Here is a 15,914-nt window from a genome sequence, read left to right as displayed (position 1 = left end):
CTAGCATTAATGATTAATTATGAAACTCGGATCTAAATATATTTATCTACATAATTATTAAAGAGTGATTATAAAATGCTCTACTTCATAGGCTTAGGTTTATCAATAAAACATTTAACTCTAGAAGCAATTGATGCGTTGAGAGATGTGGAGAAAATATATGTTGATACATATACTAATATTGTGCCGGATTTCTCGCTTGACAAACTAGTTAGTCTAGTGGGTGAAGAAAAAGAATTTGTGATGGCTAAAAGAGAGTTTCTCGAGGGGAAAAACATACATTTTATCGTTGAAGAAGCATCTAAGAAAAATATCGCTATTCTTGTTCCAGGAGATCCCTTCATAGCTACTACTCACGACGCCATAAGGGTTGAAGCATTAAGAAGAGGGATAAAGGTAAAGGTTATTAATGGTTTATCTATTTATTCATTAGCTCCTTCAAGAACAGGTCTTCAAGCCTATAAATTTGGTAAAACAGTGACTCTGGTTTATCCTGAATATTTTAAACCATATTCTACTATTGAAACAATATATGATAATCTAGATAGAAACCTGCATACTCTTCTTCTCCTAGACTTAAAGATTGAAGAAAACAAGGCTATGACTATTCCCGAAGCAGTCGATATACTTATTGATCTGGATGAAAGAGGGGTTTTAGAAAATATTATAGGAGTGGGCTTAGCACAACTAGGATCGTCTATGGAGAAAATAGTTGCTGATCGATTAGCTGATTTGAAAAACTATACTTACCCCCCGCCTCCCCACTCTATAATAATCGTTGCTAAGCCCCATCCCATCGAGCTTGATAATCTACACTATGTTTGTGGATTGCCCGAACATATTTATCGAAGATACAGTGTTTCAAAGACTTATCCATAAACTTTTAATTTCCAGATAACTTATATTATTGAGATAAATTGGACATGGTGTCCAATATGAAGAAGCTAATCGTATACTTACTATTACTGGCAATACTACTTTACCCAGCTTATACTGGAGCAATAAAACCCAGCATCTCCAGCATTATAGTAACAGATGCTCTAGATAGAACAGTAGTTTTAAACAAAACACCCGAAAAAGTAGTATCATTAGCTCCAAGCATAACTGAGGCATTATTCTATCTAGGATTACAAAAATTCATTGTCGGAGTCGATAACATATCATACACCGATCCATATTTTGACATCGAAGAATATGTTAAAAACCACAATATCACACCAGTCGGAGGATACTGGTGGAGTGCAGTCTCCATCGAGAAAATACTAGCGTTGAACCCGGATATAGTGCTTGCTGACAAAGGAGCGCATAAACCCTTACTAAACGTGTTAGAACAATATAATATCACAGTAGTATACCTCAATGGAGGCTCAGCTAAATCTATACAGGATATATATTCTGACTTGGGTATTATTGCACAAATATTCAATGTATCAAGTGATAAGATTTCAGGATTCATAAATGATCTTGAAACAGAAATCAATAAGTACCATAACTTAATCGCTGAGAAAGGAGCAATTAAAGTATTAGTTGTCGTAGGAATTTATAATGGAATATGGGTTGCAGGTAAATCAACATTCATAGATGACCTATTAAGCAGGCTAGGACTAATCAATGCTGCAGAAACAATTGGTTGGAAAGCAGTAAATATCGAAACTATTGCTGAATGGAATCCAGACATAATACTGGTTACAAGCACTGGGATCGATAATGAATCTCTGAAAAACGCTGGATTATATGATCTAGGAGTCCCCATAGTATTGCTTAATCAAACAATAACCGATGCACTAAGCAGGCCAGGCCCCTTAATAATCAATGTACCAAAACTGATCTATAACATTATAGATGAACATTTTGGAGGCAACGCAACGACAACTACAACCACTACAACAACTACTACGACAACAACCATTACCACTACGACCAAAACCAGTATAGAATCACCAACTACATCTTCACCAAGCAGTCCTACACAAACTTCTACAGAGAATAAAGAGGGAGAGAAAGGAACAGATTATATAACGATAACTATACTGGTCGTCTCAGCATTCATTATAGGCTTACTAATAGGTTACGCATTGTTTAGGAAAACAAGGTGATTAATTGAGCCATGTATACTAGGACAAAATTTGTTTTAATCTCTACTTTTTTACTCATCCTATTATTTATAACAATATATTTTTCCATATATGAAGATCATCCAGTAAACGATCTTGTTTTAAAATATAGGTTTTATAGAGTGATCGAAGCTGTTACAGCTGGTTTTGTACTTGGATTTGCTGGAGCATATTTACAGGCTAGTCTAAGAAACCCGCTTGTAGACCACTATATTCTAGGTATTGGTAGTGGAGCTCTTTTCACTGTTTATTTAGCTTACCTATTATTTGCATCTGTTCAGCTGATAGTTTATTCTTCAGTAGCTATTATTGGAGGATTAACTGCATTAGCGATCACAGTACTTATTGCTGAATCTATTGGGGGAGGAGCAACATCTTATGTATTAGCAGGTCTCGGCGTCAACTCATTATTTTCAGGCTTATCTGTTCTATTATCATACTTTATATTAACAGTTAACCCATACGCATTATACTTACTTGTAGGATCATTCATTGTTGCAACTCCTTCTTATATCCCAATAATACTTGTCTCCCTCATACTTGTTGCAACCGGTTATTTCCCACTAGCTAAGCCATTAAATGCTCTTATACTCGGTGATGAATATGCTTATCAACTAGGATATAATCCTAGAATATATCGTTTAGCAACTATTCTAATAGCTGGAATATCTTCTTCACTTATAGTTAGCTGTTTTGGACTCATCGGTTTTCTAGGATTAGTAGCACCACATATTGCTAGGTTATTGATAAAAAGCAGTGATAACCGATACGTATTGTTTTTATCAGGTCTACTAGCCTCAATACTATTATTGATAACCGATGATATCTCTAGAATACTCCTAGTATCCGTGACAGGAGAAGTTCCCGCGGGAGCAATAGTATCAGTTTTTGGCGCACCATTTTTTCTCTTCCTCATAGTTTCTCGTAGGAGAGGTGGGGTAAGATAATAAGATTTGAAAATGTAACAGTAAAATATGGAGGAGTGATCACTGCTCTTAAAAACATAGATATTACTATAAAAGACAACGTGGTAACATGTATTATGGGACCTAATGGTGCTGGAAAAACAACGTTGTTAAAAACAATTGCTAAAATAACAAGTTATGATGGATCAATATATATTGATGGAAAAGAACTACGTGAATACCCTCTCAGAACTATTTCAAAGCTAATATCTTATGTTTCACAAATAGAAGCTGTAGACATACTATCCCTAACCGTTAAAGAAGCATTATTAACAGCTAGGTACCCAGTATCTAAAGCTTTCTTCGAGACATACGAGGATCTTAGAATAGTGGAGGAGGTTTCAAAAATGCTACAAATAAATAATCTACTTGATAGAAGACTCAGCGAGCTAAGCTCCGGAGAGCTGCAAAGAGTTGTGCTGGGTCTTGGACTCGTTAAGAAGCCGAAGTATCTATTATTAGATGAACCAGATAACCATATGGATCTAAACTATAAAGCTCGCTTAATAGAATGGATCAGGGATTGGAGAAGGTTTTCAAACATTTTATTAACAACACATGATATCATGTTCGGCACCGATGTAGGTGAATATTTCATAATACTAGATAGAGGAACGCCTGTCTTTATTGGAGATAAGGATGACTTATTAAAACACTATACTATCTTAGAAAAAATCTATGGAGTCAAGATCGCTAAGATAAGTGTTGATGGCAAAACTCGTTTAATACCATTATATGAAGTAATATCATAGAACCTTATATAGAGAAAACAATGCTATTGAGTCATAAATGTATTTTCGATAATGATTCCATAGGATAAACAATGAATTATTCCCAATAAGATCTTTGATCAGCTTCCTATATTTAATAGCTAGTTCTTCAGGTAATCCTGGAATATTTATTTTATCTCTAATAGTATATCCTGTGATTTCTAGGGAGTAAGGATCCATTGTATGAATTACTATGTAGTCTCGGAATCTTAGGATCTTATACTTTATGTTTTCCAGGATCTCTTGTGGGAAACTATTTATTGAGACAAGAACTTGTTTTCCTAAGATATACCTATTAATTACTAGTCCTTGCAATGTTTTGGAGACTTGCTCGCTTATGCAAACACTATAATTTGTTTTATGAAGAAAACCTTTATCCACTAATTTACTAATACTACTACGAGTTTTTCTCTCAGTGTATCCCAGTGTTTTATGTACAAATACTCTTCCAGCACATTTGTTCTCATAATATAATAGAATAATGGATAAATACTTGATCTTATCCCGTTCACTTATTCCAGGTAATTCATTGATTAGCCTGACTAATTGATCCATATCTATACTATTCAAGCCTTACTCCCAAGAAGCTTTATAGCTTCACTTGTATCCACTATTTTAGCGCCATAGTTTTTCTCCATATATTTTAAAGCATATTCGTGGTCTTCTCGGCTGAAGGCTGCTACAGCGTCTTTTACAACGTATATATTGTATCCATAATAGAATGCATCCCATGCTGTGTGTAAGACACATATATGTGTATGTATTCCTGTTAAGAATACTGTGTCTATTCCTAGGTCTCTCAATAACATGTCTAGTCCTGTGTCTCTGAAGCCACTATAGCTTCTCTTATATAATACGTAGTCCTTACTTGTTGGTTCAAGTTCTCTTATTATTTTTGATTCATCACTACCTATTAATGCGTGTTCACCCCATAGTTTGAGTTCGTGGTCTACTGGGAAGTGTCTATCAGCAACATATATTACTGGGATATTATTGTTTCTCGCAGTATCTATTAGTTTCCTAATGTTTGGAACAATTTTTTCAGCATCAGGACTCTTAAGTCTTCCATGAACGAATTCTTCAAGCATATCAATAACTATGAGTGCGGGCTTCATAGGATATCACCTCTACGAGAAAAATATTGTTTTCCAAGAATAACTATTTAGAGATAAGCCTTTATATTATATTATTCTACGGGGAACAATGAATTTTTTCCCATTATATTCTACTATCATTGTTTTCCCTGTCTTTAATAGTTTATCTAGTATTTCTTCGTAGTCTACATCTTTCTTATCAGCTATGTATTTTAAATAGTCGAGTCTTATTGGGTGAACATTTATTGTTTTTAAAACTTCTTCTACAAGGTTTTCCGAGAATTTAAATAATGGTTGCTCGGGATAATTCAGTATTTCTACTCTATTCTCTCCTAGTTTCTCAGTGAAAATATTGTATGCGATCAAGAAATCATCCTTATCGGGAATAGTAACGAATTTTTCTGCTGGAGGCCTTATGGGTGCTTGAATATATGCTTTATCAAATCTTATATTTGAGAGATAATCCGCTATCCCCTCGTATTCTTCAATACTAATATTTATGTTTTTGACAAGCATTGTTTCAGTCAATAATTTTCCACGGTATCTCTTTGAGAAATCAATTATTCCTTCGAGAATTCTTTCAAGCGATAATTTAGGGTGGGGTCTGTTAAGTTTTCTCCAAGTTTTCTCGTTTACAGTATCTATTTTTACAGAGACGATATCAAATAATAATAAGTCCTCAACAACATCCTCCCTATATATTAGGGAGGCATTTGTAAATATTGCTAATGGAACATTTATCCTCTCCTTAATCAACTTAGCCTCTAATCCAAGATTTTTATCAAGAGTAGGTTCGCCATTTGGAACAAAAGATACTACATCAGGCTTCTTCTCCTCAACCCCTCTAACAACAACCTCAACAAGCTTATGGGGGTCATAGTAACTTCTTCTATCAATAATTAGCCTAGTCGTCCGTCCAGCCTGGCAATACACACAGCTATAACTACAATACTTATTATAAACATTATTAACACCCAAACTCAATCCAAGCCTCCTAGAAGGAATAGGTCCAAAAACAATACTCTCCACAACCATTACTATCTCACCAATACCAAGCCATGAATTTATCCCTAACATAATCCACATAAACAAAAATAATTGTTTCCAAAAACACAGCAAAACATGATATTATTGCTTCGTAAACCAAACCCCTAGAACTCCCCGGTTTCATCAATTATAAAAACCAAAACACTTCCTGGAAAGGGGGCTATTTAAGAAATGATCGGGGATAAATTCTTGGAAACCCCCTGGTTCCCATAAACACGGTCAAGAACCAAGAAAACAAAACTTCATCTTCCCAATAATAAGCATATAAACCTCCCCTAATGCTTCATAATAAGCATTCCGGATCCTCCCACTAATCAAGAACAATAGATAGCTCAGCGGGCTCAACACTAAATACAAGTATAAACTCTATGAAAGGTTCAATTCGGAAATAACAGTCTATGAGGGGATCATTAGATCATAGTTATTCCCGAATTTAATCAAAAATTATGAAAAACTTATCGTTACGTCATTACAGCTAGTTGTTTATGTTGAGGATTTAAGGCATTAATAGCATATTTAATTGTTTCTGGGAGACCAAATATTATTAGATGATGAGCGACTTCGGTGTTGAGCCTATGCGATGAAGAACCGTGTGAGGGCTGATGCTCTATTTTATAAATCTACACGGCATTATATTGGCTTATTTTGTTTTGCTAGGAATGTGTTTTTTTGTTATTAATACCTCTACGTGTGGTTTCTCGGCTATTTGTTTTATGTCTTCTTTTATTTCTACTGGATCACCGTATACTATATATGCACATGTTAAATGTGCTCTATTCTTTTGCAGAAATGTATGTATTGCTTGGATTGAGCCTGGAACATATATTGATTCTATGAGCAAGACCTTGTTTTTCCTGGAAAGACATCTTCTACTTATACATAGTGGTCTAGCTCTATATGCTTCTTTTAAAACCATACATATACTGTCGGATTCAATATATGATGGGTCTGCGAGGCAAACATTGTTTCTAGTATATAGTGATGCTAGGAAAGCTATTGTAGCAGAGTAAGAATCTGGTAGAGAAATTATATCTGTTATATTATTCTGCCTAGCAATTTCTGATGCTTTATAAGCTGCTAATTCAAGTATGCCTCTATTGCTGAGGATGGAGATAGGATCAGTTATTTCATAACTAATCTCCCTAACTATTTCATCAAGTATTCCTGCATCCTTAATCTTCTGCAGTATCTTTATTGCTGTTTGTTTTTCAGGTATAGTTTTTAACATATAGTATTTCCACAAAGTCTGCATTGGTATACCGAGTTTTTCTTCAAGCTTTCTAAAAGAATAAAATGAAGCTAGAATCCTTAAAAGCTCTAGCAACCTCCTCTTAGGATTCTTCTCAATTTCTTCATCTATTGGTGCTGAATTATTCAATTTTTGACAGCCCTTTTCCCTATAAATTTTCCATAAATAAACCTCTATTACACTTTAAAATATGTAAACCGAGATAAAATATGTTAACACTGTAGTAGGCTTATATGATACTACATTTAATGAACTATCTGCATCAACAATAAACTCCTATAGATTTACTCATCCTTATATTATTAGATATCTAAGATAACTCATGAACCCCGTCAAAGGGGAGGATCCATATGGCCAAGGCAAGGAAATCCAAGAAGAAAGGAAAGAAGGAAGAAGAGAAACCTAAAGAAGAGTAAGTTTAGTACTCTCCCATAAAATATTTATCCTAGCTTTTTTCTAGAATCCCTCCATGATTTTATCTGTTCATACCTGTAATTAATTTCATATTTATCCGATTTATCTGATTACGAGTTTTCATAAACTTCCTCTTACAGGTTGGGGTTTAGTTCCTGTGTTAAGGAAAGTATTTATTAAGATCAATTAATTCTTCAGTTTAATTCTTTGCTTAGATTGGTTTATATAATAGAACAAGCTAATAGTTTTCTTATCTATCTGTAATTTTATGAGAATTTACACTTGTTTATAACTTGTTAAGTTTTACTTTTTTGTTGGTGGAAAATGAATGGTTATAGGTCATAGTAGAGATATATACCTAAGCGAGAAGTTGAGGACTATTGAGCCTTCAAAGAAGAGTGTAGCTGAATTATTGGAAGCAATGGCTGATACTGCTTATCAGGGGAGAGCTCTTGGAGAAGCTTATAGGATATTGAAGAATATGATTAGGAAAAACAATAATACGATATTCTTAGGACTTGCTGGATCAATGAGTACAGCTGGTATGTGGAAACTTATTAAGTGGCTTGTTGAGGAGAGAATAGTGGATGTAGTTATTTCTACTGGGGCAAATATTTCTGAAGACATATATGAAGCTATGGGGAACTACTACTATAAAGGCTCACCGATGGTTGATGACTCAGTATTGTTCAAGCTTAAAATTGATAGGTTCTATGATGTATATGCTGATGAACTCAAGTATAGGGAAATGGAGGATCTTATAAGAGAATTCATTGAAACACTTGATAACAACAAAACATATTCTACAATGGAGTTCTTATACTTGTTTGGAAAATATCTTGATGAGAAAGGAATAGACTGTATAGTATCAGCAGCTTATAGATCTGGTGTTCCAGTGTTTTCTCCAGCAATAGTTGATAGTGGATACGGTATAGCTTCTATATTAGCTAAGCGTAGAGGTCACAGTATAGTTTTAGATATGGTTAAGGATTTCGAGCAAATTGTAGAAATTGGACAACGATCCAATAAATTATCAGCAATATATATTGGTGGAGGAGTTCCAAAAGATTATGCTAATCTCGTAACTGTTATGCAGATGCTTCTAGCCGAACAAGAAGGAATAGGAGACTATAATAAGGGATTCGAATACATAATTCAGATCACTACTGATGCTCCTCAATGGGGAGGATTATCTGGAGCAACACTAGAAGAAGCAATTAGCTGGGGCAAAGTTAAATCCAACGCTAAGAGAAGAACAGTCTATGTAGACGCTACAATAGCATTACCATTAATTGTTCATGGACTAATAGATGAAGGAATTAAAAGAATCAATCCCCCCGATCTAAGCTGGCTATTCACAAATATAAATGATTAGTTAAGAGGTGAGATTATATGGATAACACCCTAATAGATCCTAGGATTATAGGTAAACATGTATACGGAAACCTATATGAAATACCAGAAGAAATCGCTGGAGACGAAGAATATCTTAGAAACGTGGTTGTAGAAGCGGCTAAACTAGCTAATATGACTCTACTAGAGGTTAAATCATGGAAGCTAGGCGGTGAAAAGGGAGGAGTATCAGTAATAGCACTGGTCCTTGAGAGCCACATAGCAATTCATACATGGATAAACTACCGCTACGCCACAGTCGACGTATACACGTGTGGAGAAAAAAGCGATCCATGGAGAGCATTCAACTATATCGTGGAAAAACTGAAACCAAAAGAATACACAGTAAACTATGCTGATAGAACACAGCTCTTAAAACAATAAAAATAATCAAATTTATAAAAATACATAATATTTTCCCTAACCAGCTTCTTTATTTTTCAGCTCTAATACTCAGCTAATAGATGGATTGCTTAATCAAGAATATTTTAGAAACAAATATCTCTGCTCGGATGATCCGATAATATAATTATATTATTTGTACGAATTATTTATTGCTTCTTCACTATTAATTCAACTATTCTCCTCACCATGTTCAACCATTCACTGGGTCCACGCCTACATGTTATGGCTATGTTGTTTTTGTTGCTAAGTTCCTGGATAATATCTTCTCTACAGTTTAGGAGTATAGAGTAATCCGTTGTTTTAAGCATTGATATATCATTGTGTCCGTCTCCCACGCCTATTGTTACTATGTTTTTATTGAAAATCTCTTTTATGATCTCAATTATTTGCTTAGTTGCTAAGCCTTTATCATGGTTTCCAGTTATAAGGTATATGATTCCAGAACCTGTTGAAACATTTAAGCCTCTAACTCTGATCTCTTCAATTATATTATCAATTATTTCTCCCTTAACTAATGGGTGGAACAGGTACGAGTATTCGCGTTTCAGAGCCAATATTGATTGCTCTATTGGTAAACCTGTTAGTTCAGAGAATTTCTGTGGTGTAAAATCTTTGAGCCACAATATTTTTTCCTTTGTCTCCTCAATTATATCAGCTATCTTCTGCTCGATAATACTTGTTTTTAACCCGTTTACTATTATAATGTATTTATCAATTAAGATGTACCTATGTTTCTTAAGCACATTATGAATCAGCGAATTCTTACCAACAAGTTTTTTGGGGATGAAAATTGCTGCCCCATTCTCTACTATGAATATTGTTTTGTCATGTAAACCCCATTTTTTAATATAGTATTCGATCTCGTATCTTGTCTTCGAAGAATTTAGGATTAGTAAAATATTGTTTTTTAAAACATATTTTATAGCATCAATACTTTTCCTATAATCATATGTTTTATCAAGTAAGCAACCATCCATATCTGATATAATTACTATTCTCTTCTTATTCATAGCTGGTCACACATTGAAATATACTATTTTTGCCGAAATATGAATAGTGTTAAAACATTGTTGATATATAGATATTATTACTTGGAGGGATTGGTATGAGGGTTGAAATGCCAAGGTATATGGAGAGATTTGGAGCGGTTAGGTTCTATGATGTTCAGCGAGTATTGGAGCTTAGTGGTGGTAAAACAAGTGATTTCGGCGGAGAAGTTCCGGGAACAATTAATGTGAGCAGTAGTGATATTGAGGAAATAGAAGCTAATATGACAATTATTGTTCCAGTGAAGAATGAGAACCCCAAAGTCCTCGAGGGTGTGTTGAGTGGAATACCTCATGATGCATTTGTGGTTGTTGTATCTAACAGTAAGCGTGAACCAATAGATAAGTATAGGATTGAGTTAGATACATTGTTTCAATTCTATAGATTAACACGTAGACCTTTAATGGTTGTTCACCAAAAAGACCCCGTGCTTGGACAAGCGCTCAAAGAAGCTGGTTATCCATATATTGTTGGAGATAATGGATACGTGAAGGATGGTAAAGGTGAGGGAATGATTGTAGGATTATTACTGGCTAAGTATCTGGGTAGGAAATATGTTGGATTCATTGATTCAGACAACTATATTCCAGGAGCTGTTAACGAGTATGTCCACATATATGCTGCTGGATTCTACATGGCTAAATCACCATTTGCAATGGTTAGAATCAAGTGGCCCTATAAAACAAAATTTGTCGGTAAAAGATTCTATTTCCGTAGGAGGGGAAGGGTTTCAGAAATAACTAATAGATACATGAACCTGTTAGTTGCATCAATCACAAAGTTTGAAACTGATATTATAAAAACAAGTAATGCCGGAGAACATGCTATGACTCTGGAACTAGTTGATAGAATAGGTTATTCAAGCGGTTTCAGCATTGAACCATACCAGATTGTTTATATGCTCGAGGAATATACTGGTTTAAAACAAACTAGATTCCCGGAGGTCATGAAGAATACTATTGAGATTTTCCAGATAGAACCACGTAATCCTCATATTCATGAAGAGAGGGAGGAAACACATATACCTGAAATGATCAAGCAGAGCCTGGCAACAATATATCATAGTAGATTAGCTGATGAATTCTTAAAGAATAGGATACGTGAAGAATTATTGGCTAGGAGAGCTATAAGCCGTGATGAAGAGATACCTGAACCTGTAAAGTATCCTCCATTGATAGAGGCTGATGCTCGGAAAATATTTAAGATTCTGGAGGAGAGTAGTGAGACTCTTATCATGAAAGAATATTAGCATAGATTTTCTATTCTTAACGTTATTTTAAATACGTGTTTATTTCATACTTATTTGTATATACCCACACTATTCCCACTATACCGTATATTATATGTAAATATGGAGGCAATCGATATATATACCTGATATTGATATAAACATATATTGAGAACATAATGTATTGGTGTTCTAGATGACAGAAATACCTGCTTCACTATATGAAAATGACCCAACTTATCAAATGGCAGTTAAACAATTAAGAGAAGCAGCCCAATTACTAGGCTTGCCAGATGAGATCGTAGAAGTACTGAGACATCCTGAAAGGTTAATACAAGTTAAAATACCTGTTAGAAGAGATAATGGCAAAATCGAAGTCTATCTCGGATGGAGATCTCAGCATAACAGTGCTCTAGGCCCCTACAAGGGTGGAATACGCTACCGTGAAGACGTAACACCTGGTGAGGTAGTAGCATTATCTATGTGGATGACTTGGAAGAATAGCTTAGCAGGAATACCATATGGTGGAGGAAAGGGAGGTGTAAGAGTAAACCCCAAGCTACTGAGCCAGCGTGAACTAGAAGAGCTCAGCAGAAAATATTTTGCTGCATTAGCTAGAAATGTTGGTCCAGACGTAGATATACCAGCTCCAGACGTATATACTAATCCACAAACAATGGCTTGGTACTTTGACGAATACAGTAAAATTGTCGGATACAATGCATGGGGAGTCGTAACAGCTAAACCAGTAGAATTAGGAGGACTACATGCACGCACAGTATCAACAGGTTATGGAACAGCCTTAACAGCACGCGAAGCAGCTAAGAGATGGATTGGGGGAATTGAAGGTAAAACCGTAGCTATACAGGGATTCGGCAATGTTGGTCAATACGCTGCTAAATACCTCAAGGAGTGGGGTGCAATAGTTGTAGCCGTCAGCGACCGTAGTGGTGGAATATATGATCCTAACGGAATAGATGTTGAAGAAGCAATGAAGGTTAAGGCGGAAACTGGCAAGGTAACGAATTATAAGAAAGGAAATGTGAAGATAATCAGTAATGAAGAACTATTAGAGTTAGACGTAGATATACTCATACCAGCAGCAACCGAGAACGTTATAACCAAGGCAAACGCTGACCGTATCAAAGCCAAAGTTATAAGTGAAGGAGCAAATGGGCCAACAACTCCTGAAGCCGAAGAGATCCTTCATAAGAAGGGCGTAGTAATCGTACCAGATATTCTAGCGAATGCAGGAGGCGTAACAATGAGCTGGATTGAATGGAGCCACAACCGTATGGGATGCTGGTTAACAGATGAAGAAGCACTAGCTAGACTAGACAGAATAATGACCCATAACTTCAACCGTGTATTCGATGATTGGCAGAAGAAATTCAGTGATTACCCAATGAGAGCAGCCGCATACGCAATCGCTGTAGATCGCGTAGTTCGTGCAATGAAGCTAAGAGGATGGATCTAAGTCTCTTAAACCCATATTTTTTCTCCGCTTAAAAACAATTTTTCCATCGCGTGTCCTGATCTCCTCTACTCTATGAAAAGGAATCATGTCTTCTCCAACAATAATGTATCCTCTCCGAATATCATCAATGAATTTTCCGGGAATAGGCCTAAGTTCTTCCTCCCCATCGACTCTGTAACGTATATAAACAATATAATCTTCTTTTCTACCGCTGAAAAACAATTTTTTAAGCCAATACTCTATTTCACCCATTCTCTTAGGCATTCAAAACCCTTCTTAAGTATTAATATTATGGAGTCTCAGTTTTTGGCTCAATTATTAGGGGGGCCAAGTTTTCAAGAGCATAACCTATTTTTCTACGAGCAGAAACTAGTAGTCTCCATAAAGTACCTCTTGAAATACCCATTTTAACAGCTGCTTCCTCCTGGGTTAAACCATGACCGTAAACAAGTCTATACGCTTCGAACTCGTCAGGCTCTAAAATTATTGGTGGAGATTTCTGAGCTGGTAAACCATTAACTAACGGTACCCATGTTATTTTCCCACTAATATCAAATCTAACTATTCTAGGCTTCCTAGGCCTCCCTACTCTCCATCCCATTCTTCTGCCAGGCATGATTCTATCTCCTCATAATAAAAATAAATATACAATACCAACTTAATGTCTTCTTTTAATAAATAATTCTAGGAGCCATTCTAGAATGTTTCTAGCTGTTTCATTAATTATTACAGATGATCTCAAAGCATTCCTTGCTCTTTCAACGTATTCGTTCATCTTTTTAACACTATAATCTAAACTACCTGTTTCCCTTACTATACTCTGAACTCTCCTAATATCTTCGTCTGTGATTTCTTCGGGTTTCCTCTTATCATATAGTTCTTCTAGAAACTTTTTATCATCAGCATCTGCGAACTGATACGCTTTAACTATAAGTAATGTTTTCTTCTTCTCTCTAACATCGCTTCCAACAGGTTTACCTGTAACCTTTGGATCACCATACAATCCCAGTATATCGTCTTGTAGCTGGAAAGCTATGCCTGCTGGTAAAGCATATTGTGAAAGCTCCATTAGTAATTCATTATTGTACATTAGAGAAGCTATTGCTCCAAGATGTAAAGGTAATTCTACAGTATAGGATGCTGTTTTTAACATGTGTATATTATAGACATCATCTTCAGATACTTTCTTTAGTGGTGTATTAGCTATTAAGACGTCGAGGAATTGACCATAAGCTACTAATCGTACACCCCTAGTATATGTTTTAATTAATTCTTTTAATGCATAATCAGGCAAGTTAAGCCTAGTAAACATTGAAACAGCCAGCGATTCTAGATAATCTCCAACAATTATTGCTTGTGAAACACCGTAGTGTTTGCATCGACTAATAAGTCCTTCTTCTCTACATTTCCTATCAAACCATACATGAACAGTTGGACCACCTCTCCTAATCTCGTCTTCATCCATTATATCATCATGCACCAATAGGTAGCTCTGCAAAAACTCTATTCCAGCCATTAAATACTTTATCGAGTCAATATTGCCATAACCCCATTTTCTGCTCCAATAACCAATTAGTACAAGAAATGCTCGAAGCCTCTTCCCCCCTCTCAAGGTATAATCCCTAGAAATAAAGGGTATATCAACAACTTTACTAGAAACACCTTTAGCTTCAACATCTACTTCGTCAAAGATTTCTTGGAGAGTCTTATTCGTGACTCTCCTAGCAAATTCTAAAAGTTCCATATAGTTATCCATTATCACCACCAGTAATACGTATACATGAACAAGATATAAATAATAAATGATTCTAGTGGAAACCATTACTTATCCTAAGATTTCTTCTTAACAATATCTTCTAGTTCTCTGAAGACACTGAGTTTTCTCTTCTCACCTAATAGTTCCCAAATAATACCTTTAGGCTTGGGAGGCCTTGGCTCAACAATGTGGATCCTAGTAGGAGTCGCTATTATATCCACTGTTAAGTCATGTGGTTCTAAAGGAACATGATCAACTATTTGTATATCATGAACCGTTGTAACAACATATACTTGTTCATCAATCGATCCTATTTCGCGTAGTATAGCGTATTCTAGTTCTGCATAACCACCTCCTTTACCAAGTCTACCGCCCCTTCTATCCACTGCGACACAACCTGTCACAATAAGGTCTACCATGGGTATTTCGCGTAGAGAAATCTTTCTTCCATAAATAAATGCTCCTCTAATAGTTGATGCATAACTGTATTTTGTAGATGGAATTTTTGATGGGTCAAGTAATAGAAATCCTTCTCTCAGCCTAGGAGTAGCCATTATCAGTTTCTTACCATTCATTAAAGCATAGTATCTGAGAGGTTTTTGTGGACTATCAGGATTAGCCTTTATAACTTCTGCTTTCTCCCATATATCTAAAGACTTTATCTTCAAAGCAGCTTGTTCTGCACCAACAAAATTCGGTATCCTACCATATACTGGTCTAGGAAATCTAGCTGTGTTTTTCATCTCCATAATACTCCATATATGCTCTCTTATCTTCTTCTTCAGTTCTTTTATATTATTCATTGCAAAACAACCCATGCATTAATAATGCACTAAATTTTTTATAGATCAAAAATATTATTTCTTAGTAAAAATATAGAGTGCTACTATAATAATTGTCAAAACAAAATAATTAACCATAGGTATTCAAATAATTATGCATATATGTTTATTTGA

General features: G+C 35.4%; 17 protein-coding genes. 8 read left to right on the top strand and 9 right to left on the bottom strand.

The window, feature by feature from the left end; genetic code table 11:
- The first annotated feature begins 75 nt into the window (after positions 1-75).
- The 4 genes from dph5 to SMAR_RS02555 are packed head-to-tail and all read left to right on the top strand — an operon-like array spanning position 76 to position 3,831.
- Positions 76-879, top strand: coding sequence for a diphthine synthase (dph5, locus tag SMAR_RS02570; RefSeq protein ID WP_011838808.1), 804 nt, complete (start codon positions 76-78; stop codon positions 877-879).
- A 56-nt stretch (positions 880-935) separates the two neighbouring features.
- Positions 936-2,096 (top strand): ABC transporter substrate-binding protein, encoded by a 1,161-nt coding sequence (locus tag SMAR_RS02565; RefSeq protein ID WP_011838807.1) that lies wholly within the window; start codon positions 936-938, stop codon positions 2,094-2,096.
- A gap of 11 nt (positions 2,097-2,107) precedes the next feature.
- Entirely contained in the window at positions 2,108-3,061 is a 954-nt protein-coding gene (locus SMAR_RS02560; RefSeq protein ID WP_011838806.1) for a FecCD family ABC transporter permease, read from the top strand.
- 35 nt (positions 3,062-3,096) lie between these two features.
- Complete coding sequence (locus SMAR_RS02555) at positions 3,097-3,831, top strand: ABC transporter ATP-binding protein (RefSeq protein ID WP_011838805.1); 735 nt, start codon at positions 3,097-3,099, stop codon at positions 3,829-3,831.
- On the opposite strand, the gene SMAR_RS02550 is transcribed toward SMAR_RS02555, so the two are convergent.
- The 4 genes from SMAR_RS02550 to SMAR_RS02535 form a co-directional block, all read right to left on the bottom strand.
- Positions 3,826-4,419, bottom strand: coding sequence for a hypothetical protein (locus tag SMAR_RS02550; protein ID WP_011838804.1), 594 nt, complete (start codon positions 4,417-4,419; stop codon positions 3,826-3,828). The genes SMAR_RS02555 and SMAR_RS02550 overlap by 6 nt on opposite strands.
- Positions 4,416-4,964, bottom strand: a complete 549-nt coding sequence (locus SMAR_RS02545; protein ID WP_011838803.1) for a cysteine hydrolase family protein — start codon at positions 4,962-4,964, stop codon at positions 4,416-4,418. Before SMAR_RS02545 ends, SMAR_RS02550 begins: the two co-directional genes overlap by 4 nt.
- A gap of 66 nt (positions 4,965-5,030) precedes the next feature.
- Positions 5,031-5,978 carry a radical SAM protein gene (locus SMAR_RS02540; RefSeq protein ID WP_011838802.1) on the bottom strand — a complete coding sequence of 316 codons (948 nt, stop codon included), beginning with the start codon at positions 5,976-5,978 and terminating at the stop codon, positions 5,031-5,033.
- A 652-nt stretch (positions 5,979-6,630) separates the two neighbouring features.
- Complete coding sequence (locus tag SMAR_RS02535) at positions 6,631-7,368, bottom strand: hypothetical protein (RefSeq protein WP_011838801.1); 738 nt, start codon at positions 7,366-7,368, stop codon at positions 6,631-6,633.
- Positions 7,369-7,981: 613 nt separating this feature from the next.
- Between SMAR_RS02535 and SMAR_RS02530 the strand changes: the two genes are divergently transcribed.
- Positions 7,982-9,028 (top strand): deoxyhypusine synthase, encoded by a 1,047-nt coding sequence (locus tag SMAR_RS02530; protein WP_011838800.1) that lies wholly within the window; start codon positions 7,982-7,984, stop codon positions 9,026-9,028.
- A 17-nt stretch (positions 9,029-9,045) separates the two neighbouring features.
- A complete protein-coding gene (gene speD, locus SMAR_RS02525) occupies positions 9,046-9,429 on the top strand; it encodes an adenosylmethionine decarboxylase (RefSeq protein WP_011838799.1) in 384 nt (127 codons plus the stop codon).
- A 167-nt stretch (positions 9,430-9,596) separates the two neighbouring features.
- Here speD and SMAR_RS02520 read toward each other — a convergent pair whose 3' ends face one another.
- A complete protein-coding gene (locus tag SMAR_RS02520; protein ID WP_011838798.1) occupies positions 9,597-10,460 on the bottom strand; it encodes an HAD-IIB family hydrolase in 864 nt (287 codons plus the stop codon).
- 95 nt (positions 10,461-10,555) lie between these two features.
- Here SMAR_RS02520 and mpgS point away from each other — a divergent pair, with 95 nt between their 5' ends.
- Entirely contained in the window at positions 10,556-11,746 is a 1,191-nt protein-coding gene (mpgS, locus tag SMAR_RS02515; protein ID WP_011838797.1) for a mannosyl-3-phosphoglycerate synthase, read from the top strand.
- 175 nt (positions 11,747-11,921) lie between these two features.
- Positions 11,922-13,202: a Glu/Leu/Phe/Val family dehydrogenase gene (locus SMAR_RS02510; RefSeq protein ID WP_011838796.1), complete on the top strand. Its 1,281-nt coding sequence runs from the start codon at positions 11,922-11,924 to the stop codon at positions 13,200-13,202.
- On the opposite strand, the gene SMAR_RS02505 is transcribed toward SMAR_RS02510, so the two are convergent.
- The 4 genes from SMAR_RS02505 to SMAR_RS02490 all read right to left on the bottom strand — a co-directional run bounded on the left by SMAR_RS02505 (position 13,185) and on the right by SMAR_RS02490 (position 15,761).
- Complete coding sequence (locus SMAR_RS02505) at positions 13,185-13,466, bottom strand: DUF504 domain-containing protein (protein ID WP_011838795.1); 282 nt, start codon at positions 13,464-13,466, stop codon at positions 13,185-13,187. The two genes, SMAR_RS02510 and SMAR_RS02505, sit on opposite strands and share 18 nt — an antisense overlap.
- A 25-nt stretch (positions 13,467-13,491) precedes the next feature.
- A complete protein-coding gene (locus tag SMAR_RS02500) occupies positions 13,492-13,818 on the bottom strand; it encodes a DUF134 domain-containing protein (protein ID WP_011838794.1) in 327 nt (108 codons plus the stop codon).
- A 42-nt stretch (positions 13,819-13,860) separates the two neighbouring features.
- Complete coding sequence (locus SMAR_RS02495; protein ID WP_011838793.1) at positions 13,861-14,958, bottom strand: polyprenyl synthetase family protein; 1,098 nt, start codon at positions 14,956-14,958, stop codon at positions 13,861-13,863.
- Positions 14,959-15,032: 74 nt separating this feature from the next.
- The gene (locus SMAR_RS02490; RefSeq protein ID WP_011838792.1) at positions 15,033-15,761 is read right to left on the bottom strand and encodes a 5-formyltetrahydrofolate cyclo-ligase; all 729 of its coding nucleotides are present in this window, start codon (positions 15,759-15,761) and stop codon (positions 15,033-15,035) included.
- Between the last annotated feature and the right edge of the window lie 153 nt (positions 15,762-15,914).

The sequence above is a fragment of the Staphylothermus marinus F1 genome, assembly GCF_000015945.1.
In the GTDB taxonomy this organism is placed as follows: Archaea; Thermoproteota; Thermoprotei_A; order Sulfolobales; family Desulfurococcaceae; genus Staphylothermus; species Staphylothermus marinus.
This window is presented reverse-complemented; position numbering and strand designations above follow the sequence as displayed.